22 protein-coding genes, 1 tRNA gene and 1 pseudogene are annotated in these 22,987 nt (G+C 44.2%); 12 read left to right on the forward strand and 12 right to left on the reverse strand.

Translation table 11 applies throughout. The annotated features are described in order from the left end of the window. Positions 1 to 1,192, reverse strand: a 1,192-nt coding sequence (locus KJ365_RS10075) for an RHS repeat domain-containing protein (RefSeq protein ID WP_214451531.1), incomplete at its 3' end; no start/stop codon positions are given. Here KJ365_RS10075 and KJ365_RS10080 point away from each other — a divergent pair. Both KJ365_RS10080 and KJ365_RS10085 read left to right on the forward strand, forming a co-directional pair. Beyond that, positions 1,097 to 1,567: pseudogene (locus KJ365_RS10080) on the forward strand (efflux RND transporter permease subunit); the annotation flags it as partial. The gene KJ365_RS10075 and the pseudogene KJ365_RS10080 overlap by 96 nt on opposite strands. Positions 1,568 to 1,926: 359 nt before the next feature. Then, the gene (locus KJ365_RS10085) at positions 1,927 to 4,005 is read left to right on the forward strand and encodes a TonB-dependent receptor family protein (RefSeq protein ID WP_214451532.1); all 2,079 of its coding nucleotides are present in this window, start codon (positions 1,927 to 1,929) and stop codon (positions 4,003 to 4,005) included. A 119-nt stretch (positions 4,006 to 4,124) separates the two neighbouring features. Here KJ365_RS10085 and KJ365_RS10090 read toward each other — a convergent pair whose 3' ends face one another. Then, a complete protein-coding gene (locus KJ365_RS10090; protein WP_214451533.1) occupies positions 4,125 to 4,589 on the reverse strand; it encodes an NfeD family protein in 465 nt (154 codons plus the stop codon). A 1-nt stretch (position 4,590) separates the two neighbouring features. Then, on the reverse strand, positions 4,591 to 5,535 hold the full coding sequence (locus tag KJ365_RS10095; protein ID WP_214451534.1) for an SPFH domain-containing protein: 945 nt from the start codon (positions 5,533 to 5,535) through the stop codon (positions 4,591 to 4,593). A gap of 191 nt (positions 5,536 to 5,726) precedes the next feature. Between KJ365_RS10095 and KJ365_RS10100 the strand changes: the two genes are divergently transcribed. Beyond that, complete coding sequence (locus tag KJ365_RS10100) at positions 5,727 to 6,212, forward strand: cupin domain-containing protein (protein WP_214451535.1); 486 nt, start codon at positions 5,727 to 5,729, stop codon at positions 6,210 to 6,212. 8 nt (positions 6,213 to 6,220) lie between these two features. Here the strand turns inward: KJ365_RS10100 and KJ365_RS10105 are convergent, their stop codons facing one another. Further along, the gene (locus tag KJ365_RS10105) at positions 6,221 to 8,521 is read right to left on the reverse strand and encodes a carbohydrate binding family 9 domain-containing protein (RefSeq protein ID WP_214451536.1); all 2,301 of its coding nucleotides are present in this window, start codon (positions 8,519 to 8,521) and stop codon (positions 6,221 to 6,223) included. A 221-nt stretch (positions 8,522 to 8,742) separates the two neighbouring features. Between KJ365_RS10105 and KJ365_RS10110 the strand changes: the two genes are divergently transcribed. Then, a complete protein-coding gene (locus KJ365_RS10110; RefSeq protein ID WP_214451537.1) occupies positions 8,743 to 9,699 on the forward strand; it encodes a GGDEF domain-containing response regulator in 957 nt (318 codons plus the stop codon). Positions 9,700 to 9,782: 83 nt separating this feature from the next. Beyond that, positions 9,783 to 10,136 (forward strand): DUF4870 family protein, encoded by a 354-nt coding sequence (locus tag KJ365_RS10115; protein WP_214451538.1) that lies wholly within the window; start codon positions 9,783 to 9,785, stop codon positions 10,134 to 10,136. A gap of 39 nt (positions 10,137 to 10,175) precedes the next feature. On the opposite strand, the gene KJ365_RS10120 is transcribed toward KJ365_RS10115, so the two are convergent. Continuing rightward, the gene (locus KJ365_RS10120; protein WP_250884155.1) at positions 10,176 to 10,787 is read right to left on the reverse strand and encodes a CIA30 family protein; all 612 of its coding nucleotides are present in this window, start codon (positions 10,785 to 10,787) and stop codon (positions 10,176 to 10,178) included. 109 nt (positions 10,788 to 10,896) lie between these two features. Next, positions 10,897 to 11,487: a paraquat-inducible protein A gene (locus KJ365_RS10125; protein ID WP_250884156.1), complete on the reverse strand. Its 591-nt coding sequence runs from the start codon at positions 11,485 to 11,487 to the stop codon at positions 10,897 to 10,899. 221 nt (positions 11,488 to 11,708) lie between these two features. Between KJ365_RS10125 and KJ365_RS10130 the strand changes: the two genes are divergently transcribed. Further along, positions 11,709 to 12,848: a PQQ-dependent sugar dehydrogenase gene (locus KJ365_RS10130; RefSeq protein WP_214451539.1), complete on the forward strand. Its 1,140-nt coding sequence runs from the start codon at positions 11,709 to 11,711 to the stop codon at positions 12,846 to 12,848. 35 nt (positions 12,849 to 12,883) lie between these two features. Here the strand turns inward: KJ365_RS10130 and KJ365_RS10135 are convergent, their stop codons facing one another. Then, entirely contained in the window at positions 12,884 to 13,162 is a 279-nt protein-coding gene (locus tag KJ365_RS10135) for a hypothetical protein (RefSeq protein ID WP_214451540.1), read from the reverse strand. Positions 13,163 to 13,340: 178 nt separating this feature from the next. Next, positions 13,341 to 13,508, reverse strand: coding sequence for a hypothetical protein (locus KJ365_RS10140; protein WP_214451541.1), 168 nt, complete (start codon positions 13,506 to 13,508; stop codon positions 13,341 to 13,343). A 79-nt stretch (positions 13,509 to 13,587) separates the two neighbouring features. Between KJ365_RS10140 and KJ365_RS10145 the strand changes: the two genes are divergently transcribed. Continuing rightward, on the forward strand, positions 13,588 to 14,154 hold the full coding sequence (locus KJ365_RS10145; protein WP_214451542.1) for an ECF-type sigma factor: 567 nt from the start codon (positions 13,588 to 13,590) through the stop codon (positions 14,152 to 14,154). Here the strand turns inward: KJ365_RS10145 and KJ365_RS10150 are convergent. The 4 genes from KJ365_RS10150 to mutY all read right to left on the reverse strand — a co-directional run bounded on the left by KJ365_RS10150 (position 14,151) and on the right by mutY (position 18,282). After that, the gene (locus tag KJ365_RS10150; protein WP_214451543.1) at positions 14,151 to 16,517 is read right to left on the reverse strand and encodes a serine/threonine protein kinase; all 2,367 of its coding nucleotides are present in this window, start codon (positions 16,515 to 16,517) and stop codon (positions 14,151 to 14,153) included. The two genes, KJ365_RS10145 and KJ365_RS10150, sit on opposite strands and share 4 nt — an antisense overlap. A gap of 208 nt (positions 16,518 to 16,725) precedes the next feature. After that, positions 16,726 to 16,801: transfer RNA gene (locus KJ365_RS10155), tRNA-Phe, on the reverse strand. 136 nt (positions 16,802 to 16,937) lie between these two features. After that, on the reverse strand, positions 16,938 to 17,210 hold the full coding sequence (locus KJ365_RS10160) for an oxidative damage protection protein (RefSeq protein WP_214451544.1): 273 nt from the start codon (positions 17,208 to 17,210) through the stop codon (positions 16,938 to 16,940). A 10-nt stretch (positions 17,211 to 17,220) separates the two neighbouring features. Then, positions 17,221 to 18,282, reverse strand: coding sequence for an A/G-specific adenine glycosylase (gene mutY / locus KJ365_RS10165; RefSeq protein ID WP_214451545.1), 1,062 nt, complete (start codon positions 18,280 to 18,282; stop codon positions 17,221 to 17,223). A gap of 85 nt (positions 18,283 to 18,367) precedes the next feature. Here mutY and trmB point away from each other — a divergent pair, with 85 nt between their 5' ends. The 5 genes from trmB (at position 18,368) to KJ365_RS10190 (ending at position 22,985) form a co-directional block, all read left to right on the forward strand. Further along, positions 18,368 to 19,087 (forward strand): tRNA (guanosine(46)-N7)-methyltransferase TrmB, encoded by a 720-nt coding sequence (gene trmB, locus KJ365_RS10170; protein ID WP_214451546.1) that lies wholly within the window; start codon positions 18,368 to 18,370, stop codon positions 19,085 to 19,087. Then, positions 19,088 to 20,119 (forward strand): methyltransferase, encoded by a 1,032-nt coding sequence (locus KJ365_RS10175; RefSeq protein WP_214451547.1) that lies wholly within the window; start codon positions 19,088 to 19,090, stop codon positions 20,117 to 20,119. 395 nt (positions 20,120 to 20,514) lie between these two features. Further along, positions 20,515 to 21,219 carry a two-component system response regulator ArcA gene (arcA, locus tag KJ365_RS10180; protein ID WP_214451548.1) on the forward strand — a complete coding sequence of 235 codons (705 nt, stop codon included), beginning with the start codon at positions 20,515 to 20,517 and terminating at the stop codon, positions 21,217 to 21,219. A gap of 116 nt (positions 21,220 to 21,335) precedes the next feature. Continuing rightward, positions 21,336 to 21,668: a hypothetical protein gene (locus KJ365_RS10185; RefSeq protein WP_214451549.1), complete on the forward strand. Its 333-nt coding sequence runs from the start codon at positions 21,336 to 21,338 to the stop codon at positions 21,666 to 21,668. A 72-nt stretch (positions 21,669 to 21,740) separates the two neighbouring features. Next, positions 21,741 to 22,985: a sterol desaturase family protein gene (locus tag KJ365_RS10190; protein WP_214451550.1), complete on the forward strand. Its 1,245-nt coding sequence runs from the start codon at positions 21,741 to 21,743 to the stop codon at positions 22,983 to 22,985. Positions 22,986 to 22,987 lie beyond the last annotated feature (2 nt).

Here is a 22,987-nt window from a genome sequence, read left to right on the forward strand (position 1 = left end):
CGTTGTGGCGATGTAGCAGTGTACCACCCTGACTGTAAACAGAATACGTGATTTTTGTACTGCCATTGCTACTCACAACTTGCTTAACGCGGCGTTTGTGGCCGTCGTAGAGGTAGTTAGATACACCTGAGCTATGCGTCATTTGGGTAGGTTGGTCGGAGGTATCGTAAACAAACGCAACCTTACCTGAATTGAGCGTGTTTCCACGCGTATCGTATTGATAGCTGGCGGTAAATGGGGCAGACGTAGCGGTAGGCACACCAACGCCGGTGCTGCTGGCAGATGACACTCTGTTTAAGCTGTTGTAATGAATATTGACCGTACGAGAGCCTAAGCGTTTTTGGCGAATGTTGCCCAAGGCATCATACTCAAACGAGGCATTGCCAAACGGCCCGGTTGCTGAGGTTAAACGGCTAAGGCCATCGTACCCAAAACTGCGGTTGTTGGCGCTGCTTAGACCGTCAATGATACTCGTAAGGTTACTGCGCTTATCATAACTATGCGTGTAATTGACAGCGCTCGGTTTGGAGGCATGGCTGGTCCATAACTGCCTTGGAAGTAAACGGGCATCCAGACTTTGATGCAATGTATGACCATTGCCATATCGCATTTGCGACCATGCGCCATTGGCATGATAAGCCATATTATTGGCATATACTTGGCCATTTGACGTTGCACTGAGCACTTGGCCTAAGCCATTGAGGCCATAATCTATTTTACGTCTTGAGGGCAATGTGACTGAGGTCATGTGCATGCTGTTATTATACGTATAGTCAGTTTGCCACGTGTATCCGTCTAGTCTTAGCGTTTCTTGTGTGAGGTTGTACATATTGTCATAAACGTACGTCCAATTTATCCCTGCTCTGTTTAAGGTCGCAAGGTTACCCACCGGACGGTAAGTGTAAGTAGTATCGGGGGTGCTAGGATCAGCATAATCGAGCAGGGTTAAGCGGTTGAGATTATCATAATACGACGTCACTGCTGTGTTACCAGTAGGTGAGCCGCAACCATTTAACGCGGGCAGTCCTCTGGCAACGGTTTTAGTATGGCCCGTGGGATAATAGCTATACGCGGTATCACCGGTCTCGGGTGTACGATGGCGGCAAAGGCGCATAGCATTGTCATAAAAATAATATTGGGTCTGGTCTACCGTGCGGTTATGCTGTGTGCCATGCTGACGAAGGGTCAGCATGTTGCCCCATATGGCATAGGTCATTTGTGTGGTGACAACAATATCTTCACCCAGATTGGCCTGATTGTATTGGCAGGCTTAGCCACTAAAAATGCTATTCTCATTGTTGAGTTTGCAAAAGAGCAAGAGACTCAGGGCATGAGTATTATCGAAGCGCTCGTAAATGCAGCCAAAATAAGACTACGTCCTATCTTGATGACGTCGATTGCCTTTATTATGGGTGTGTTGCCGTTAGTGTTATCCACCGGCGCCGGGGCTGAAATGCGTCAAGCTATGGGCGTAGCGGTTTTCGCCGGAATGATTGGTGTCACTTTATTTGGTTTGTTGTTAACACCTTTATTTTACAAGATAGTCGCAAAAAAGCAGCGTAATTAAACAATGTAAAAGCGTTAAACAGCGACGGCTTAGTCAATTTGTGCTCCTCACCTAATGGCTAGGCTGTCGTTTCTTATTTTATATCGCCAAAATTGTATTTCTTGTAGATATATAAACAGCACCCCTCAGTTTTAAAGCTAACGACTAACCATCTCAGTCATTGATATCTTGCTTTTTCGACAAATCCAACCGAGAAAACGTCCACAATTTGGTCTTATAAAAACAGGGCAAATGAAAACTCAATCACCGAAGTATTGATGCAAATCAAATAAAAATATGTAAATGAGATTGATTCTCATTACTGTTAGTGTTTTAATGCGCGCCTTCTCGCAACACACTTTCCTAAAAATGGAGTTTATATGCGCCACGCACTTTCCCCGGTATACCTTGCCGTTTCACTTGTTTGCTTTTCGATGAGCGCAACGGCACAAGAGCAATCAAATGTTGCTGCCAACGAGTTAAAAAAACCATCTATTATGCCCACCCTTGAGGTGATTCAAGTTGTAGGCGATACAACACCTGTTTTACTCGAGCAAACAGGCTCGGTCGTCGTAATAGGCCTAGAGCAAATAGAAAGGATTCAGCCCCTCTCTACTGATGATATCTTGCGCAGAGTTGCGGGTATTAATGTAAAAAGCGAAGAAGAAACAGCAATAGTTGCAAATTTTGGTATCAGAGGATTGTCAGCCAGTGAATCAAAATCTTTAGTGTTGGAAGACGGTGTGCCCGTCGCGCCGGGGCTCTTCATTGGCAACGATCGTTATTTCAATCCGCGTATTCAACGTATCGCGCAAGTCGAAGTATTAAAGGGCTCTGCATCTTTGCGATATGGCCCCTCGACCATAGGTGGTGTGGTCAACTATCAAACCAAAACACCCGATGACGGGGTGACCTTAACGGCTCGCGCGGGCTCATTTAATATGCAAGAGCTTAGTCTTGAAGCCGGTGGCAAAAACAGCTCAGGCGATGCTTTTGCAGGTGTAGTGGCAACTTACGCCAGTAGCGACGGCTTCATGGATAAAGATTACGAAATGACCGATGTGATGGCAAAAGCCGGTGTCATTTTTTCAAATGATCAAAAATTGGGGATCAAGGTTTCTCGCTACGAAAATGATGCGAACATCTCATACCGCGGCTTATTGCTCGGCGATTACAATAACAATGAAACCTACAATCCTGCACCCGACGATTACTTTCTCACCGACCGAACTGCCTTTGATATCAATCATGAATGGGGCATTAGTGACGATGTCATACTCAAAACGGTCGTATATTGGAGCGAGATGACGCGTGATTACTGGCGCTATAGTGTAGACACCAACGCCTCAAACGAAGCCGGTCGTTGGATTTACACCGATGCACTAACCGGTAACAACCGAGCGTTTGAGCGCCAAGGCATTGAAACCCGGTTGAGCGTGGAGCATACCCTATTTGGACTGAGCGCTAGCAGTGAGTTTGGTTTGCGTTTTATGCACGAAGAGTCCGACGATACGCGCATACGAGCAACTCGCAGCGCGGATCGCACAGGCATAAACGACCGGCATCGACAAGATTCTGCGAACAGTTTGGCCGGCTATGCGCAAAGCCGTATTGAGCTAAGCGATAACTTTGCCCTTACACCTGGCCTGCGCATTGAATCGTATGAACAAAAACGCGAGATTTTAACGGATGACAACGCAACCGCTGAAACAAGCAATACTGAGTTCCTTCCAGGTATTGGCATGACCTATGACCTTAGCGGCTCAGATCAACTTTACGGTGGAGTGTATAGAGCGTTTTCACCAGCGACTAATGGTGTGGCATTAGACGGCCTAGCCGATCAACAATTAGATGCTGAACGCTCTACTAACTTTGAGCTCGGTTTGCGCGGCAAAAAGCGTGACTTCTCATATGAAGTTGCCGCATTTTTCATGGACTTCAGTAACCAAGTGGTCACCGGCAACAGCAATCCTAACTTGTCTCAATCTAACGCGGGTGAAACCGAACATTATGGTATGGAGTTTATGTTCGCTTACTCGTTTGGTGGCGGTTTCAGCCTTGATACCAATGCCACATGGGTGCCTAACTCTGACTTTAAAACTGGCAGCAACGAAGGTAACCGCCTTCCTTACGCGCCAAAGGTAGTGGCTAATGCAGCGTTAAGTTATCAGCGTGATAAATTGAGCACGGTGTTGAGTGCCCATCATCGAGGCGAGCAGTTTGGAGATGCACAGAACACCGCGGAAATTCCAAGCGATGCTGCAGGTGGGATCTGGGGGGGGTTAATGCCTTCTTATACAGTACTTGATTTTACGGCTCAGTATGAGCTGGCGGATAATGTTCGCGTGTTTGGTGCGATTAAAAACCTTGCCGATAAACGATATATTACCGGACTTCGTCAAGGTATTTATGTAGGGCCAGAGCGTTCGTTTGAGCTGGGCATTACTTACGACTTTTAAGCAACACATCTTAAAGCTGTAAACTGAGTTAGGAGCGAGGCGAATAGCCGCGCTCCTCAAGTGAAAACGCCAATCTAAGCTATAAGATGGTCCTTCACAGCCTTAATTGCGGTAGCGCGTTAAACCATTTTAACGCGCAACACACCAACATCCATTTGTACCACTTTTACTTTACTACCTGCTTTAATCGGCACATCTGCACTTAAATGCCAATTCACACCGGAGTATTGATGCGTCGGAAGCTGGTCGACTGGAGTGGTTGGGTCGATATCTGCCGGGCAAATAAAACTATGGCCAATCATGTCATTCTCGGCGCGCTTTAAATCGACCTTTGACTGCAACGCGCGCAGTTTATTCCATAACAAAGCTGCAAACACTGCCGTAAATACGGCAATACTCATTAATGACGAAAGCCATGTATCTGGGATAAGGCCAAAGTAAATCAGTGCAGAGGTTACGATGGTTGCCAGCCCCACAAAAAAGATAAAGAAGGTACTAAAACCAAGCACAAGCACTTCAATAGCCAACAATATAATGCCTATGACTAACAGGGTCTCAGCATAGTGTTCAGAGAACCACCCCATATTATGCCCCCTTAGAACCTTGCAAAGACTTTATAATGGTCATTGCCTGAGCCACTACAGAGCCCGCCTCGGTGCTCGAGTCTGGTAGTAATACCACTGATGACTCTTTAGCGATGGCTTGTTTGGCCTCAATCGCTTTAGTCGCTAGGTCAAGCTCTATTGCCTTTTGCCCTTCTTCTGTATTAGCGGCTTTACCCACTTTATGCAGCGCTTCGGCTTGGGCTTCAGCAACTGCCACAATCGCTGATGCTTCACCTTGTGCTCTGAGGATTTGCTCATCTTTTTCAGCCTCTGCTGCAAGTACGACAGATGCCTTTTCACCCTCAGCACGGTTGATTGCGGCTTGACGATCACCCTCTGATTCAAGAATTTGCGCACGTTTTACACGTTCGGCTTTCATTTGCGCTTCCATCGCTTCCATAACAGAACTTGGGGGTACGATGTCTTTAATTTCATAGCGCATTACCTGTATACCCCAAGGGCCTGCCGCGGTATTGATTGCGCTCACAATATTGGTGTTTAAGATGTCGCGCTCTTCAAAGGTTTTATCGAGCTCCATTTTACCGAGCTCAGAACGCATGGTAGTTTGAGCAAGCTGAGTCACGGCAAAAATATAATCTTCAACCCCATAAGTTGCCTTGTAAGGGTCTAGCACCCTAAAGTACAACACACCGTCCACTGCCAACGAAATGTTATCTCGGGTAATTGCGCTTTGCTCAGGTACATCTACTGCTTGTTCTTTTAGCGAGCGGTCTGCGGCTACTCGGTCAACAAAGGGTAAGATAAAATTCAAACCCGCTTCTTTCGTTGACTGAAACTTGCCGAAGCGCTCGATAATAAACGCGCGGTTTTGTGGCACAAACTTAATTGAAGTGCGTAACAAAATAACGATAAGTATAATGAGCGCAACTTCGGCTCTGAAAATAAGGTCTAATAAAGCTTCCATGTGGTTTCCTTTTGCATACAACGTTAGTCCATACATCGTCTCTTGATGTTGTATTTACCACAAGAGACGACTAAATTTAGCGATATAAGCTAATGCTAATCATACTACTTCTAGCAGCACCACATCACTAAAAACTTTTTACGATGTTATCTAGGTGTTTTTACTCTTTAATAGAATTTTAGGAATTAACAATGAGTCAACAGCGGATCGCGCAATTAAAAAAACAATTCAATCTTATCGCTCACCCTGAGGGCGGTTTTTTTTCTGAAGAATACCGCTCCGAAATGAATGTGCTGTCGCCCGTTGTCAATCAACCTCGCCCAAGCATAACGCACATCTACTTTTTGCTTGAACACAGTCAAGTGAGCCGCTGGCATCGAGTGATGCATGACGAGATATGGAACTTATATGAGGGCGACCCGCTACGGATTATTTCATTGGCAGATGGGCAGGTGAAAGACCAAGTATTAGGGGAGCTAAATAACGTCATGCGCAGCGAGTTTTTCAAGCTTATTAAAGGAGGCGAATACCAGGCAGCAGAAACGACCGGTCAATACTCTTTTATGGGCTGCACGGTCGCACCAGGTTTTGACTTTAAGGACTTTTCTTACGTTGAAGACCAAGCCACTCGCGATGAAATTCTGAATTTAGGTGGTGATTACGCAAAGTTCTTGTAAGTGCGTTGCTATGGCAACCAGCCGTAGCTGAACTTCATAAATACCGACTGATTATCGGCAACCAATTCTTCTAAATTATCATTATCAAATGCAGATTGAGAGTATCCCACAAAGAACTTCGTCAATGGGTTAAGCTTATACGAATAAAGCAATTGAAAGCCTAGATCACGACTTTTACTTTGTACATCTATGGCGTAATTATCAGCATTTCTTTGAATATCTGAATAGGCCAATATCAGTCGTAAAAATTGCCGAGGATCGAATTGATAAGTAATCCTCGTATCAAGCAGGTTCGCAATAAATAAGGGCTGTTCTGCTGAGTCTAACTCGCTGTAAGTATGATCAAGGCTGACTCTCAAATGCGTGCCAATATTCAAATCTACACCCTGCTCAGCATACACCTGATCGCCCAAGCGATTATTCACCAAATCGACACGATCACCTACGCGCAAAAAGCCATAAAACTCGATTAACCCGTTGGGTTGCATTTCAAAATAAGCACTCGCAGAGCGCTCTTCAAATTGTGTGGTATTGCCATCTATCGCCAAAGACGCGCGGTTTTCTCTTAAGCCAACTCGAGTGCGCTGGTCGTAGCCGATTTCGAAATAGCTTTGCAAGTCACCGGTGATATTAAACTCCGCCTCTAGTTCTTTCTCGATTAGTTCGCCTTGGTCGTTATGGGTAATGTCCCAATCGCCATTGATTTGAATACGATTCCACCAACTATCTTCATTCCACCAGCGATAACCACCACCAAATACGTAAAGCTGACGGTCCACATTACTGATAAATCCTAAATCGCCCCTAAAATCCGCCTCGGTCACTTCTCGGCGCGCGTTGAGAAAATAATTACGCGTATCACGTTCATACTGCAGGCGATACGACAAACCTTTAATAGTATCTTGGGTTTGTGTGCGCAGTGCCGCCTCGGTGAAATCACTTTCTTGACTACAATCTCTGTTACAAAAACGCTCGAACAAATCAGGAGCGTAGTCGGTGGCCGAATGCACAATTTGCGCTCTAACAGTATCTTGCTCGCTAATTCGTAGACGCGTATCCACACCGTTGACAATGTTTCTATAGTCATCTGAATCACGAACGGTCGTGACTAGGCCAAGCGAAACATCATCTGAATAATCATAGCGGTAACGCCCAGCGAAATTCACTGAGTCTTGCTTAAGCGTTGCAACCGATGATCCTAAGTTGCCTGGCACCAAAAAACTGGTTGAAACGTCATTAGCGACAAAAACACCAATCGAATGATTTTCTACCCTACCGGTAAGCTTTGCTCCGTAATCAGGAGCGTTAATATTACGGGTGTACACAAGGTTTTGGAGAGAGGAAAAATACTCTTCATTCTCCACAAAAAATGGGCGCTGTTCGTCATTAAATAAAGCAAAATTATTATTGATGTTGAGCTGTGCTTGGTCTGCTTCAACTTGCGAAAAATCTGGGTTTAGTGTGCCTGAGAATGTTAGTTCTGGAGTAATCCCCCAGTTAATATCTAAGCCTACTTCTTGGTTTCTCTGATAGTCCCACTCTCTATCACCGAACACATCACGATTGCGATTAACGCCCGCAACAACGGTGGGTGCTAATACCAAATTAGCGCCCTGTTTGGCATCTTTAAAGCCACTAACGCTGCCCATTTGACACAAGTTGCAGCTATTGTCTCGGTCAAATGGCACCTGAGATATTCGGTAATTGTCGACGCGCGGGTAAAAACGCACAAACTCGACGCCCCACGTCTTTATCTCATTACTTTCTTGAAAGTTCATCAAACGCAGCGGGATACGCATCTCCACCACATAACCGTCAGACGTCAATTGGCCTGCTGAATCCCAAATGCCGTTCCAGCTACTGGACTCACTGCCTGTCATTTCATTTTCGATGGAATCTGTTTGAACGCCCAAAGGATTGACAAAAAACTGGTACGCTAGTCTACCGTCATTGTAGGTATCAAGCTTTACGCCAACAAACTCACCGCCAGCGTTAGTGTCACGATCTCTTAGAAAGGCCCTAATGGCTTGCGGGTTCGGATCTTTAGCAATAAATACCACAAGTAACTCAGTACCATTTTCAAAGAACTTTACCTGCGTTCTCACCGGCGGCGCGGTATTTTCAAACGGACGAGTGACAAAATTTAGGTTCGTTTCAGCGGCATTGGTCCATTCATCTTCACTATAAACACCGTCAATTGATACGTGATTATCAAGGTTTGGGATACTTAACTGAGATGTGTTTTGTTCGCTTGCTTGAATTGAGAATGAAAAGCAAAGCACCGCGAACCAGGCTAACTGATATTGCATGAAACCTCTTTTTGAGTCGGAAATTGCGGCGAAGTATATCAATGTTCTTAAACAAAACGCGAGCTCTGAGTAACAAATTTGTAACAAGTTAATAACCGTTGCTCGCGCGTCAAATCGACTAAAGTCTTATGCCGAAAAAGGGTACATAAACAATAATTTTACATGCTATTGTTTATTTTTTGTACTAAGGTGGCGCTGAGCTTCTGCACGCAAAAATATTCATGAAAAACGAACTCAGTCATAGCACAACCACATCACACGAATCACAACACACCAGCCAAACTGGTGAGAATATCCTGATAGCAGATTGCGATGGGTCGCGAACCTATTCCATTCTTGCCTCTTATAACTGTGTTGAGAGTACCACGCTGTCTTGTAGTCTAATGGTGATCAAAAACGTCTTGCAAGAAGCGACCTTACCCGATTTGATGATTATCAGTTTAGATTGCACGCACATTAATGGATTACAATTACTTCGCGACGTTAAGAAAAACCCAAAGACTGCGCATATTCCGGTAATTGTCGTTAGCGAAACCGAAGATACAAAAGAGCGCCTAATGGCATTTCAAATGGGCTGTATCGATTATTTGACCAGCGAGCTAGCTGCAATCGAAATCCATGCGCGTATTGTTGCTCACTTAAACGCTAGCCATACGCTTCATAAGCATATGCGCCTTGCTTATTTGGATGAGTTAACCGGTTTAATGAATCGCCGTGCATATAATTTAGCGTTGGAAAACGAATGGGCTCGCTGCCGCCGTGCACAAAAGCCCATTAGCTTGATGATTGTCGACATTGACAACTTCAAGCATTTTAATGACGCTTATGGTCATGACAAAGGCGATGAGTTAATAAAGCTTGTAGCCGACATTATGCAAAATAAATGCAAACGTGCCACTGATATTGTTGCACGCTATGGTGGTGATGAGTTTGTGTTTTTGCTTCCAAACAGCAACAGCGATAAAGCGGAAGAATTAGCGAATGTGTTGCTAAAAGAAGTACATGATGTATCGCGCAAAAAGCTCGGCAATAACGTACACGTACCCTTTAGCGTAAGCCTTGGTATTTCAGCTATGATCCCAGGGCGCGACCAGTTTCCCAAAACACTGTTTTATCGAGCTGACAAAGCCTTGTATGAAGCTAAACAGCTGGGCAAAAATAAATGGTGCTCATTATAATTTCACCAAAACTCGATTGCTTATTGGCAAAGCACGCCAATTCTCTTATGCTCATATTAGTTGAATAATAATAAGGGAAACACATGAACGAACCAATCAATGAACAAGGAACCGACTCATCGTCGATGGTAAAGCTAGTCTATATTCTTTATCTAGCAAGCATCGTAGTCGGCTTAACAGGTCTTATTGGCGTAATCGTTGCCTACGTAAACAAGAATGAAAGTGCACCTTGGCTACAGTCGCACTATCAGTTTCAAATAAGGACGTTTTGGATTGGCGTATTGTTTACCTTCATTGGCATCTTAACTACATTTATCTTAATCGGCTTTTTAATCCTGTTTTTTGTCGTGATTTGGATGATCATTCGATGTGTCAAAGGCCTGCAAACTCTCGATAAGCAGCAAGCACATCCTAACCCAACGACTTGGTTGTTTTAACAAGATACATATCCACAAAAGACCTTGCATTTAGGCCTTTTATTGAGCGTTGGATGCCAGTTGCATTTGCGACTGCGCAATACTGAATACTTGTAATTCAAAGTTACCAGGTGCTTTTTCAGCAAGCATAAAGCCCATCTGACTAATATCGCTAAAGGATAGTGCGGGCATGCCACGCACTAGCCTGCCTCTAAACTGTGGTGTGAAATCACTTAGCTCAAAAGTAAAGCTTTGCTCCTCACCTTTGGTTGTTTGAAACGATGTGACATAGGCAACGCCGTCCATTCTGCGGTTTGTACGCAACCTAAACTGATATTGACGGCCATCTCCCATCACTTTAATTTGCAGAGGGTTACTTGGTAGCCATGTCTTGTTATTGTAAACGCGACGCACAGAAGCAAAGCCACCGTTATTCTCAAGAGACAAATAACCTTCAAACACCAGATGGTCTTTTTCGATATCGATTCGAGCACGCGAGCGACCGCCCATGACGGTGTCGTTAACAATAACCCAGTTGTCGAGCTCTGACTTTTCTGTAAACGCGATTTCCTGCATAGTTTGTGTGTCTTGTATTTGGACCTGTTGTGCTTGGCTTGGTGATGTTACAAGCAAAAAGGCGCTGCATAACAGCATCCGTTTGATATAAGGCATCGGTTTCTCCGCAAAGTGATGATACTTATAATCGATTGCCTTGCTATTTGTTCACTCTGCGCTTTTTTAGAGAGTAGACTTTTGTTTACGTTTTAAGCCAGCATGACCTTTAACTTGCGGTGTTTGCTAAAGAGTTCATCGGCTGATTCACACTGCTTAGCACTAACTGCGAGCCAAGCAAAGAGATTAAGCAATACGCGACAAAAAAGTAAAAACCTTGCCCAACCATAGAGAGCATTTGCGTACTAATTTCAAAGTCTATGGTGAACCCGAAAAACGATAACTGATGTTGCTCTTGATTATCTGTGTGGTTTGTTGAAAGCACCGCTAAAAACACCGCCACCACAAACACATCTGCCATAGACCATTTGCCAATAGCGGCAACAAACGCGCTTATCTTGCGCTGCATTCGCTTTGTTTTAGCGAACAGCACGAAAACAATCGCACTTGTTTTAAAGATCGGAATGACGATAGAAAAGATAAAAATGAGGGCAGATACCAAGTATCTATTTTGCTCCCATAGCTCTGTCACTGTGGTAATAATAGACAGTTCTTGATTGATCAATCCCTGGTTAAACCCATTGCCTGCAACACCTAAGTTCATATCCATGCTTAATTGAAACATAGGAAGATAGACTCCTGGGATAAAACAAGCAATCGCAATAACGGTGAGACCAAAACCCACGTATTTTTGAAACAAAATGACTACTCCAAATATGCTATCTTTGCGATTTTGAGCATAAGGTCTGACGCTCGTGAGGTAAAGTAGCACCTTCAAATTCCTTGATATTTACTGTATCAAAAGATTTCAAACCTATTTTCCTGATTAACCTTTCGTGAAAATCGAGTAAATATGAGCGTTACACCATGTTACCTTCGTACCTATGATGTAATTCATCACTTTATACCTCAGGGACCAACATGACGTTCATTCAACAATCTCGCAATCTTTTCGTCAGCATCGCTGTATTAACAACGTTAGGCTGCGCTCAAACACCAGATATTGAAGTTTCACAAAGCACAAATGCGTATACAACTTCGCTTGTAACCAACGGCATCGCTATCCCTTGGGGTATGACTTGGCTCAACGAAACAGACTTACTGGTAAGCGATAAACTGGGCAGTTTGCGTATTGTCCGCAATGGGAAATTGCTCGAAGAACCCATTAGCGGACTTCCAGCAATCAGCATTAATGGTCAAGGCGGCTTACTTGATGTCGAAGTAGACCCTAACTATGCGCAAAATGGTTGGATTTACTTCGCATATTCAGGTTTTGAAGGGGAATCTGAAGGGTTTAACACCTCTGTGATGCGCGCCCAATTAGAAAACATGGCACTGGTCAATCAGCAAGTCATTTTCGATGGAGAGCCTAACTCAGATAAGCGCCAGCACTTTGGTAGCCGCCTAAGCTTTGATAACGAAGGGTATCTGTATATTACGATCGGGGATCGAGGCGAGCGCGATATTCATCCGCAGCGATTAGACCGAGATGCGGGCAAAGTGCACAGAATTTATCCTGATGGAAGCATTCCAAGCACCAACCCTTTTGTTGATAATGCTGATGCGAACAACTCCATTTATTCATACGGGCATCGCAACCCACAAGGCATGGCCGTTCATCCTGTTACTGGGAAGATATGGACGCATGAGCATGGACCTCGAGGTGGCGACGAAATCAACCTACTCCAAGCAGGGGCAAATTATGGATGGCCCATCATCACCTTCGGACGCAACTACATTGGTACCGAAATCACCGACAAAACCGAAATGGAAGGCATGATGCAACCGCAATGGCAATGGACGCCTTCTATTGCGCCATCAGGCATGCTGTTTGTGACTAGTGACCGCTACCCACAATGGCAGGGTAAAATGTTAGTTGGCTCACTGAAGTTTGGCTATTTACTGTTAATGGAAATGGATGGGGAACAAGTTGTATCGCAATCTATCGCCCTAGAGGACGTGGGGCGCCTACGCAGCATTAGCCAAGGACCAGACGGGTACATTTATGTTGGAACAGACGGGACGGGTATTTTTAAGATTGTTCCAAGGGATGCAGGCTAAAACCACCTCAGAGTAAAGCGACGTTTTCTAAGCATTCAACTGCGCTTTACTCGTACCACTTTCATGTAATCAAACGACAACCCTGCGATTTCTTCGTCACACGGATAGTAGGTAAGGTTGACCTGCGCGCCCTTTAAAGATTGATATCGTTTTTTACGCTTATATTTAAAGGGTACGTCAAAGCCTTTGATCATCAAAGTATTCAACCACCAGTCTTCATCTTCTCGCTGCACGTGGGAAGCAACGGTCATTTGTTCGCTATGAATGAGTTTGTCATGACGTTCAAGTAATGATTTGACGGGTGATTTGGGCATTGAGTCGAAGTAACCTTTGCTATGATGTGACAAGAGAAGTAGGAGTATCAAAAACGCTAAGCTCCTGTGCGATGCATGAAAGCGCTAGCGTTAGTTTGTTAAAACTAAGAAGAAAACCCCTAACCGTTTCAACTTGCACATTATAGGCGAACTTGGCGACTATGCCACCAAGAACGCATTAACTTGCGACTTTTCTGCTCGCCAATATGCCTAAAGCAAATAAAAACAGCGGAAGTCCTGCGGGTGCGGAAACTGCATTTAATTGTCGCTCGGTGACGAATAAATCCACCTCAAAATCATAACCATTAGCGCTATCACGCAGGCCATCATCGTGCATCATCATCATGAGAAAAATATTTACTTGTTTATAGACTAATATTTATGCAATTCTAATACGGCAGTAAAGGTTCAAGTGAGAAAGACAGATGAAGAATGTGCCTCAGGCGGGCAGGTTAAGTGGACAAAGCAATGAAGACAATATAATTGCTAATGGGCTATTTAAAGATGCATATGACGCATTGTTAACCCTTGCCCGAAACCAACGTCGCAGAGTAGGTCTCAGCGCAACAATGATGACACAAGATATTTTGCATAACTGTTTTCTCAAGCTCAGTGGAAAAACCATTTGGGAATCTGAAGAACAATTTATGCGCACTGCGAGCATAGCAATCCGTCAGGTAATAGTCGACCATGCTCGTAAAAAACTCACAATAAAACGCGGAAGCGGCAAACAAAATCTCACATATCAAGATAATCAAACCATCCTGCCCGAATACAACGAGACGGCTGAGCAAATATTGCTGATTAATGACCTATTAGAGCAACTCAAACAAAAACAGCCTCGACTAGCGAAAGTGGTAGATGCGAGGTATTTCGCTGGCTTGACCGAAGCTGAAACTGCGCTGGCCCTAGGCGTTTCCGATCGCACCATAAGACGGGATTGGCGCTTAGCCAAGGCGTGGCTAGCAGAAAAGTTAGAAGCTAGTATCTAAGCTTTGTTTTTAGGTGCTACATCCACCGCTGCTAATTTTTGATGGATATAACTGAGTTCCAAGTCCTTGCTGATGAGTTTAGAGTCGATAGGAAGTGAAAGATAACGCTGTTTCGCGGCATCGACACCGTCTAAATGTAAAGTGACCAACGCTTCTGCCAATAACACTCGCTGGTGCATATTCGCCGATTTTTTCAGTCCGTTGATCTGCTCACTCAACTCTCCAATCAACCCCTTGGCATTTGGTCTACCCAACGACGCAAGGATTTCCGCATGATTGATATTAATTAGTATTGTGGTGTTAGAGTCTACACTACTGTATTTCTCGGCAAGCTCGCGCGCTTTGCCAGAAAGTAAAAGCGCTTGTTCAGCTTCTCCTGATATCATATGAATCTTCGCTTTAACGGAATACGCGATACCTAATTCGCGACTTTCCCCTTTATTGTCAAAGGCTGTTTGAATCACCCTATCGGCGAGAGTTTGCGCAGCATTCAAATCTTGTGTATGCCAGAGCTCAAAATTTGCTAAATTTAATAACCCCGTATCGGTCCCAGAGATTTCTAACAGTGGTTTTGCATCAATGATATTAACCACCTCTTTCATGGCTTGATATGCCGCAGCAAAATCTCCTCTAATTTGACGCATTTTTGAAGTCTGGTTCCAGAAGTACATTCTGATTTGGTCATTCTGTTCAACTTCAAGTCCTTTTAACAAAAGCGCTTCTGCGGCTAATACATCTTCCTCTGCGCGACTGATATTGGCTATTTGTGTTGCCGCTGCAATATGATCAGGTGATGCCGCTTCAAAGCTAGACGCTAACCACTTTTCAGTTTGACGCAATAAGGGTAAGGCATCAGCTTCTCGACCTACCGCCGAATATGTCACGGCAAGCAGCTGTCGAGCATACCCTAACAGTTCAGTTGGCCCATACTCGTCTGTCACCCAAGCTTGTAAAATTTCCATCGCGGTTAAGTAGTCATTACGAAACAAGAAATGCCGGCCTATGGCATAGCTCAAAAAGGCCGCCGTATTGGGATCATCATTTCGCAAATCGTATGCCTGTTGCCAGCGCTCTTTGAGTATTTTAGTTTGCCGGTCTACATCTGCTTCACCGCCAAACATAGACTGCAGAGTATCGGCATATGCAGACTGCGTTGCATGAAACAAATCCGCTCTACTCAAAAAGAACCTGGCACGTTCCAAATTAACTTGAGATTCACTGAGCGCAACATTAGCGCGCTCAGCCTCGCTCTGTGCATGCTGAGCAAAATTGATACTACTTGCCAACCCACCTGTTAAAGACAACAAAGCAATCAATGCAAATGCATTGGCAATGGGATAACGCTTGATAAATTTTACGGTGCGATAGAACCGTCCACCCTCGCGCGCAGAGACCGGATGACAGGATAAGAAAGCAGATATGTCATCGCACATCGAAGAAACCGAGCCATATCGATTTTCAGGCTCTAGAGCTATTGCCTTATTAACAATCGCAAGAAGGTCGGGTGACATATTAGCTGAGCTGTCAGCCTGCATACCGCCACTTTCCAATCTTGTTGGTCGTTTGCCAATAAGCATCTCATGTAAAAGCAAGCCGAGAGAAAATACGTCTGTTTGAACACTGGCCACCTCACCTTTTAATTGCTCTGGAGCCGCCGTTGCCAAACTGAAAGCGCCAGTGCCAGCAATATCATCATCAAGTGTAGATGCAATTCCAAAATCAATTAATCGCGTGTTTGATTGTTCATCAACCAATACATTTTGAGGTTTTATATCACGGTGTAAGACTAACTGACCGTGGGCATGTGCGACTGATTTACATACTGATATGAACAACTGTAGTTTGGCATCTAGGTCAAGTTGATGCTTTGCAACATAATCGTCGATGGCAACTCCGTCAACAAACTCCATTGCCATGTAAGGACGACCATCGTCACTGGTGCCACCATCAATGATTCGCGCAATGCCTGGGTGATTCATTAACGCTAAACGTCTGCGCTCTACTTCAAAAAGAGCCGCGCGCGATTCTGACATACCCTGAATAAGCTTTAAGGCAACGGTCTGCTCATATAATCCATCTGCGCGGCAGGCTTTATATACCTCACCCATCCCTCCGCGACCGAGATGCTGCATAATTTTCCATGAACCAATTAGTGTCCCCGGCTCAAGCAATTCTTCATTACATGCTTGTTCACTTGCTGAGGTAGCTAAAAACCCTGTTGCATGTTGGGCGCGTTCAAGCAGTCTTTGGATATGAATTTGCTCTTGTGTGCCTTCAAATGAACTCAGGAAAGAGGTTAAAGCCTCTCCTTCTAACGTAAGCGCGTACTCCACTTTAGCCGCAATTTTTGCCCAATCAAGCATAAAAAACACTCCTTATGCCTATAATTTATACAAAGAGGGAAGTTATTCAAGCAGAATTTATCAACAGGGGGGAGGCTAGATATCAAATAGAGCGCAGTTAGGACATGACAAACTTGTTGTTGCTGATGGATTAATTTAAGTGGTTTATCACAGATAACTTCCAAAACAAAAAAGCCCCGAACATTTCTGTTCAGGGCTTCTAGAATAATGGTGCCTCGACCCGGGATCGAACCAGGGACACGCGGATTTTCAATCCGCTGCTCTACCAACTGAGCTATCGAGGCATGCACACGCGTTTCACTAAATCGCTGTGGACGCGTATTAAACGGATTTACACCCCTTAAGTCAATAGCTTTTTGCTAAAACGCAGGGATTTTTTGTGGTTTTGCTCTCCTAATAAGCAGTCTGCCCCCATTTTGTTTATTTTGTAGGCGGCACGTATCCTTCAATGCTTGGCTCAATTCCTTCGAATAAAAACGCAGTCATTTTTTCCTCCAAAAATTTACGATCCGCTTCATTCATCATATTAAGTTTTTTTTCGTTGATCAGCATGGTTTGTTTCTTTTGCCAGCCTGCAAACGCTTCTTTTGAAATGTTATCAAAGATACGTTTACCAACCTCACCCGGATACAATTGAAAATCCAGACCATCAGCCTCTTTTTTTAAATGTTCGCAATATACTGTTCTTGCCATCTTCTCACCCTTAAAAGTCTGTTTGTAAGGTTTTAATAATCTTCACGGTCGGCGCTGCTAAACCTACTTTCGACGCTTCTTGCATGTTAAACCACATCGAGCTCTCTTCATTCACCGACAACTGAGGCGCATCATGCAAGTGTAGCAGTATCGGCGATATCTCTAAATGAAAATGACTGAAAGTATGTCTAAAACCTACCAACTCATGCTTATCAAAGGTGGGAGCATTTAGATGCAAAGCAATATCGTTAATCGCTACTTCAATATCATCCTCACTTACCTCAGTAAATCCCCATAACCCACCCCAAATGCCGCTAGCAGGGCGTTTATGCATCAGCACGCTGCCTTGATAAAATGGAATGAGCATATGGGTGTGTTTGGTCGGGATCGCCTTTTTAGGCTTTTTGTGGGGCAGCTCAGCTTGCCGGCCTTGCGCAAAAGCTAGGCAGTGTGTCATTACTGGACATTTTTCACACGCTGGCTTGCTGCGAGTGCACAGCGTTGCGCCTAAATCCATCATTGCTTGGGTATAGTCACCGTGGCGTGAAGTCGGGGCAAGACTTTGCGCCTGTTGCCACATCTCATCCTCTACTTTTTTATTGCCCGGCCACCCTTCTACAGCAAAGTATCGAGCCAATACACGCTTAACATTGCCATCGAGAATGACATAGGCTTGGTCATCGGCCAACGACAAAATCGCGGCAGCGGTTGAGCGTCCTATGCCAGGCAGAGCAACTACGCTATCGAAATCAGATGGAAATTCACCGTTGTGCTCATCTCGCACGTGTATAGCGGCCTTGTGTAAGTTTCGCGCACGCGCGTAATATCCAAGCCCGGTCCATAAATGTAGCACTTCATCTACTGGCGCATTCGCTAAGTCGGTCACGGTGGGAAAGCTTTGCATAAAGCGTGTAAAGTAAGGGATAACCGTTTTCACTTGCGTCTGCTGAAGCATGATCTCCGATATCCACACCGAATAGCGCGTTTTATTTTGTTGCCAAGGGAGATCTTTGCGCCCATGACTATCAAACCAAGCGAGCGTGCGCTCACTAAAAGAAAAATCCTGAATCATGACGTTTTAAAAATACATCCTAAGGGCAATGCTTTATACTTAGCGTCACTATACGTTTGAAAGATTGCAAAGACCAAAAAAGTTTATGAGTCGTTTTACATCAGAAGAAGAAGCTCGCGCCGCAGGCGTGTATGTCGCTAAAGTGAAAAGTTTTGTTAAGCGCGAAGGCCGTTTAACCAAAGCACAAGGCAAAGCCTTGGAAGAACAATGGCCCAATATGGGTCTTAATATTGAGCAAGGCCTGCTCAACCTCGACGAAGTGTTTGGACGTAGCGCACCGCGCGTGCTAGAGATTGGCTTTGGTATGGGCAAATCGCTAGTGGAAATGGCTCAAGCTGCCCCCGATACCGACTTTATTGGCATTGAAGTGCATCGCCCTGGCGTTGGCGCTTGTTTAGCAGATGCAGCTGAAGCAAATATTACCAATCTCAAAGTCTTCGAACACGACGCCGTCGAAGTACTAGCGCAATCCATTAATGACGAGTCATTAGATCGCCTGCAGTTGTTTTTCCCCGATCCTTGGCATAAAACCCGCCATCACAAACGCCGCATAGTGCAAAGCGACTTTGTGCAGAAGGTACGCAGCAAATTGAAAATGGGTGGCGAGTTTCATATGGCAACTGATTGGGAGCCATACGCAGAACATATGCTAGAAACCATGCTAGCAGCCGAAGGCTTTGAAAATACCTCACAAACCAATACATACGTAGAGCGACCAGAATACAGACCCATCACCAAATTTGAAGTGCGCGGTCAAAAGCTCGGTCATGGCGTATGGGACATCATATTTAAGAGAGTATCGTAAATGCTATCTTTACCTAGTCAGTTGCTGCTGCGAAACGCTGAATTATTTACGACAGGTAAATGGGCGCTTGTTAACCCTGAAGACACCTTGATTTTTTCGGAGCTTTCAGGGGACATTACCGGCTTTCATCAATACTTTGATAAGTACCAAGCAGGCCTAAAACAGCAAGCTGATAAACATCATTTCGCCGCCAGCTTTAGCAACAGCGCCGAACCATTTGATGGCATTGTGATATACATGCCAAAAGCAAAGCAGCACCTTGATATGTTGTTGGCGAATATGGCTCATCTTATTAAACCCAATGGCTTGTTAATGGTGGTGGGTGAAAACAAGGGCGGCATAAAAAGTGTGCCCAAGCAGCTTGAGAAATTTGGTGTAAACATCAATAAAATAGATGGGGCTAAACACTGCGGCTTGGTAAGTTGTGAAATACAAACGCCTGCTGACACGTTTGAAATCAATAAATATTCGGTCGTGCGCAGCTATCGCGTTAACGACCATGAGCTAAAAGTGTTTTCATTACCGGGCGTTTTTGGCCATAAACAGTTTGACCCAGGCACACAATTACTCCTTCAACAATTTCGTGAGCCTGAAGAATTACGAGCTATGCGCGGCAAGCTTTATGACTTTGCCTGTGGCACGGGCATCATTGGTAGCTATTTCGCCATGGTTAACAAGAAACTAAAAGTCACCATGAGCGACATTTCTGCCCTAGCGATTTATTGTAGTGAACAGACCCTCAAACTTAATGAGTTAGAGGCACAAGTAATGGCAAGTGACGGTATGCAAGAGATACATCAGCATTTTGAGCACATCGTGAGCAACCCGCCGTTTCACGATGGTTTGAAGAACGAATATGGCATTACTCAGCGCTTTATTAAAGACGCCCACAGCAAAGCGACCCGCGGTACGCGATTAACTATTGTCGCTAACCGGTTTTTGCCATACCCTGAGCATATAGAAAAAACATTCTTTAGATTCAACACGCTGTGTAAAACCAATAAGTTTTGTGTGTATCAGGGAATAAAATAAAGATTTAAGCGCTTAGACAATGACGTCTGGCCCAATCAAAAGCGTCTAAGCGTTGTACAAATAACAACCAAGACTAATGGCTAATATGCAAAGCTGAACAATGAGCAGAAGATTTACTCTAGGATGTGTAGCTTTGCAGCGCGATAGAATGATTGTCGCGGTCATGCACAAATAGTCTTGTTTTTTATAAGAAATTCTTTGGTGTTAACAAAAAAGTTACTTTTCAAGTGCTGACTTTTTTGAAATACTGTGAAGCTAGTTATGGAAATTTGCGTGTAATTAAACATCGCAAGGAAACCACTAACTAGGTAAACACGAGACGCCACCATATTTAAACATGTATATGAGCGATACCCAATCGCAATTAAACAAGCCAACTAGAGCAATGTAAGAAGATGCAAACGCCCAATATATTAATAGTAGAAGATGAAGTAGTCACTCGTACCACGCTTAAGAGTTTGTTTGAAGCTGAAGGATACAACGTGTTTGAAGCAGAAAACGGCGAAGAAATGCATGGCTTTTTTGCAAACAACACCATCGATGTCGTGATTATGGACATCAATTTACCTGGTAAAAACGGTCTTATTCTTGCCCGTGAAGTGCGCGATCGTAAAAACGTTGGCTTAATTTTCTTAACCGGTCGCGACAACGACGTAGACCGTATATTAGGTCTAGAAATCGGCGCAGACGACTATCTCACTAAGCCGTTTAATCCAAGAGAGCTCACCATCAGAGCGCGTAACTTGCTCTCTCGCACCAGCAATGCTGCAGAAGATGATGATTTGCCAAGCAAAGTTAAGTTTAACGGTTGGACACTAGACGGCGATAGCCGCTCACTTATCTCTCCAACCAACGCTGAGTTTAGATTGCCGCGCAGTGAGTTTAGAGCCTTGCATTTATTCTTAAGCAACCCGGGCAAAATATTGACCCGCGAGCAACTTATTATGGAGATGACGGGTCGCGAATTACGCCCTAACGATAGAACGGTTGACGTGACTATTCGCCGCATTCGTAAGCATTTTGAATCTGAACCAAGTGATGAAGAGTTGATTGTCACTATCCATGGTGAAGGCTACCGCTTTTGCGGAAAGGTCGACTAAGTCCATATTGATGTAACAAAAAGGCGCTTTTATAAAGCGCCTTTTTTAGTTTCAGAAGTTTTATTGCCCGCAACCGGTCTGTATAGAGTATCGCAATCATAAAAGGCCTCGTTACGATGCAGTTTCATCAACAAATGCTGCTCCTTTCTATGTTATTAGTGCTAATAAGTGGATGCTCCTCGGCAGTGCATCGTCATGCACAAGCAGCATATCAAATCGATAAAAGTATCGACTGCTCTATGGCGCAATCACATATCGATATGTTAAAAAAAGAACGAGCAAGCACCGTAGAGAAAATTGCAAATGGCGTTGCTACGATATTACCTAGCGCTGCTATCGTTAGTTTATTTACGGGTGAGTTCAGCAGTCGCAAAGCCATTGCAACCGGTGAGTTCGACCAAATGCTATACATGAAAATTGCTAGCATTGAATCTCAGTGCATGGGTTAGTCTATCTTCGTAACATTGACTTAAAGACGCTTAAACCTCTATGATGCAGGGGTCGTTGTTTTTGAGAATTTTATGAGCATTATCTTATACGCCATTCCTGGTTTTTTTATTCTGATCGCTGCTGAGCTGATAGCTGAGAAGGTGAGAAAAACGCAGTATTATCGGCTTAATGATGCGATTACCAGCTTAAGCATTGGCGTGTTAAGCAGAATGATTGGGGTATTAAAAGCCCTCGTACCGCTAACAGTCTATGTATTAATTTTTCAACATCTTGCATTATTTGAACTTCCACAAACGGTGTGGATGTGGATAGCAGTATTCGTACTTTACGATTTTCTATATTATTGGAATCATCGTTTCGGGCATGAAATGAGTTTATTTTGGGCCGCTCATGTGGTGCATCACTCCTCTGAAGAATACAACTTAACTACCGCACTTAGACAAACCTCGGGTAGCTTTTTCAACTTTGTTTTCTTTTTACCCATGGCGTTGATAGGCGTCGACCCAGTGGTATTAGTGTCCGTCGCTTCGGTTAACTTGGTATACCAATTTTGGGTACACACTCGCCATGTTGGCAAGCTAGGCGTGCTTGAGTGGATCATGGTAACGCCTTCTAATCACAGAGTGCATCATGCGCAAAATGAAATATATTTGGATAGGAACTACGGCGGTGTATTTATTATATGGGACAGAATATTTGGTAGCTTCCAAGAAGAATTAGATACCGAAACGCCTATTTATGGAGTGCGCAAAGCCGTGCATAGCTGGAATCCATTTTTCGTCAACATCCAAGTATACAAGCAGCTTATCCACGACAGCTATCATACTAAACGATGGGCCGACAAACTTAGAGTATGGTTTGGTAGGACGGGGTGGCGTCCTGATGATGTTGCAGCCGCATATCCATTGCAAAAGGTCGATTTGCAGCAATTTACGCCCTACGACACTAGCATTACACTATCCAAAAAACTGTATTGCGTTTTGCAATATGTATTTACTGCAATAATTGGCGTGTATTTGATGATGAATACCACTACTTTGAGCATACCGCATCAAGTCGCCATTGCGATTTTTGTGGTATGTGCAAGTGTTAACATCGCATGGATTATGGAAAACCGAACCTATGCGATTTGGTTAGAATGGGTAAAAAGTGCCGTGCTGCTCGCTGGCTTAGTATTTTTTATTGGCTTAAGTCACCCTGTTGTGCTGTTATTGCCTCTAGCAGTATCTTTAAGCTTGCTGACTTGGGTGCATGCAGAGCATAAACACATTAACGTGGATTATGCACCGCTTGAGCAAGCCAAGCCAAACGCCTAGCA

Source organism: Glaciecola sp. XM2 (assembly GCF_018595715.1).
GTDB lineage: Bacteria > Pseudomonadota > Gammaproteobacteria > Enterobacterales > Alteromonadaceae > Glaciecola.

Bases quoted from the DNA above. Each gene is read 5' to 3' on its own strand.
- KJ365_RS10085 (WP_214451532.1), top strand. From the start codon at position 1,927: ATGCGCCACGCACTTTCCCCGGTATACCTTGCCGTTTCACTTGTTTGC.
- KJ365_RS10090 (WP_214451533.1), bottom strand. From the start codon at position 4,589: ATGGGGTGGTTCTCTGAACACTATGCTGAGACCCTGTTAGTCATAGGC.
- KJ365_RS10095 (WP_214451534.1), bottom strand. From the start codon at position 5,535: ATGGAAGCTTTATTAGACCTTATTTTCAGAGCCGAAGTTGCGCTCATT.
- KJ365_RS10100 (WP_214451535.1), top strand. From the start codon at position 5,727: ATGAGTCAACAGCGGATCGCGCAATTAAAAAAACAATTCAATCTTATC.
- KJ365_RS10105 (WP_214451536.1), bottom strand. From the start codon at position 8,521: ATGCAATATCAGTTAGCCTGGTTCGCGGTGCTTTGCTTTTCATTCTCA.
- KJ365_RS10110 (WP_214451537.1), top strand. From the start codon at position 8,743: ATGAAAAACGAACTCAGTCATAGCACAACCACATCACACGAATCACAA.
- KJ365_RS10115 (WP_214451538.1), top strand. From the start codon at position 9,783: ATGAACGAACCAATCAATGAACAAGGAACCGACTCATCGTCGATGGTA.
- KJ365_RS10120 (WP_250884155.1), bottom strand. From the start codon at position 10,787: ATGCCTTATATCAAACGGATGCTGTTATGCAGCGCCTTTTTGCTTGTA.
- KJ365_RS10130 (WP_214451539.1), top strand. From the start codon at position 11,709: ATGACGTTCATTCAACAATCTCGCAATCTTTTCGTCAGCATCGCTGTA.
- KJ365_RS10135 (WP_214451540.1), bottom strand. From the start codon at position 13,162: ATGCCCAAATCACCCGTCAAATCATTACTTGAACGTCATGACAAACTC.
- KJ365_RS10140 (WP_214451541.1), bottom strand. From the start codon at position 13,508: ATGATGATGATGCACGATGATGGCCTGCGTGATAGCGCTAATGGTTAT.
- KJ365_RS10145 (WP_214451542.1), top strand. From the start codon at position 13,588: ATGAAGAATGTGCCTCAGGCGGGCAGGTTAAGTGGACAAAGCAATGAA.
- KJ365_RS10150 (WP_214451543.1), bottom strand. From the start codon at position 16,517: ATGCTTGATTGGGCAAAAATTGCGGCTAAAGTGGAGTACGCGCTTACG.
- KJ365_RS10160 (WP_214451544.1), bottom strand. From the start codon at position 17,210: ATGGCAAGAACAGTATATTGCGAACATTTAAAAAAAGAGGCTGATGGT.
- mutY (WP_214451545.1), bottom strand. From the start codon at position 18,282: ATGATTCAGGATTTTTCTTTTAGTGAGCGCACGCTCGCTTGGTTTGAT.
- trmB (WP_214451546.1), top strand. From the start codon at position 18,368: ATGAGTCGTTTTACATCAGAAGAAGAAGCTCGCGCCGCAGGCGTGTAT.
- KJ365_RS10175 (WP_214451547.1), top strand. From the start codon at position 19,088: ATGCTATCTTTACCTAGTCAGTTGCTGCTGCGAAACGCTGAATTATTT.
- arcA (WP_214451548.1), top strand. From the start codon at position 20,515: ATGCAAACGCCCAATATATTAATAGTAGAAGATGAAGTAGTCACTCGT.
- KJ365_RS10185 (WP_214451549.1), top strand. From the start codon at position 21,336: ATGCAGTTTCATCAACAAATGCTGCTCCTTTCTATGTTATTAGTGCTA.
- KJ365_RS10190 (WP_214451550.1), top strand. From the start codon at position 21,741: ATGAGCATTATCTTATACGCCATTCCTGGTTTTTTTATTCTGATCGCT.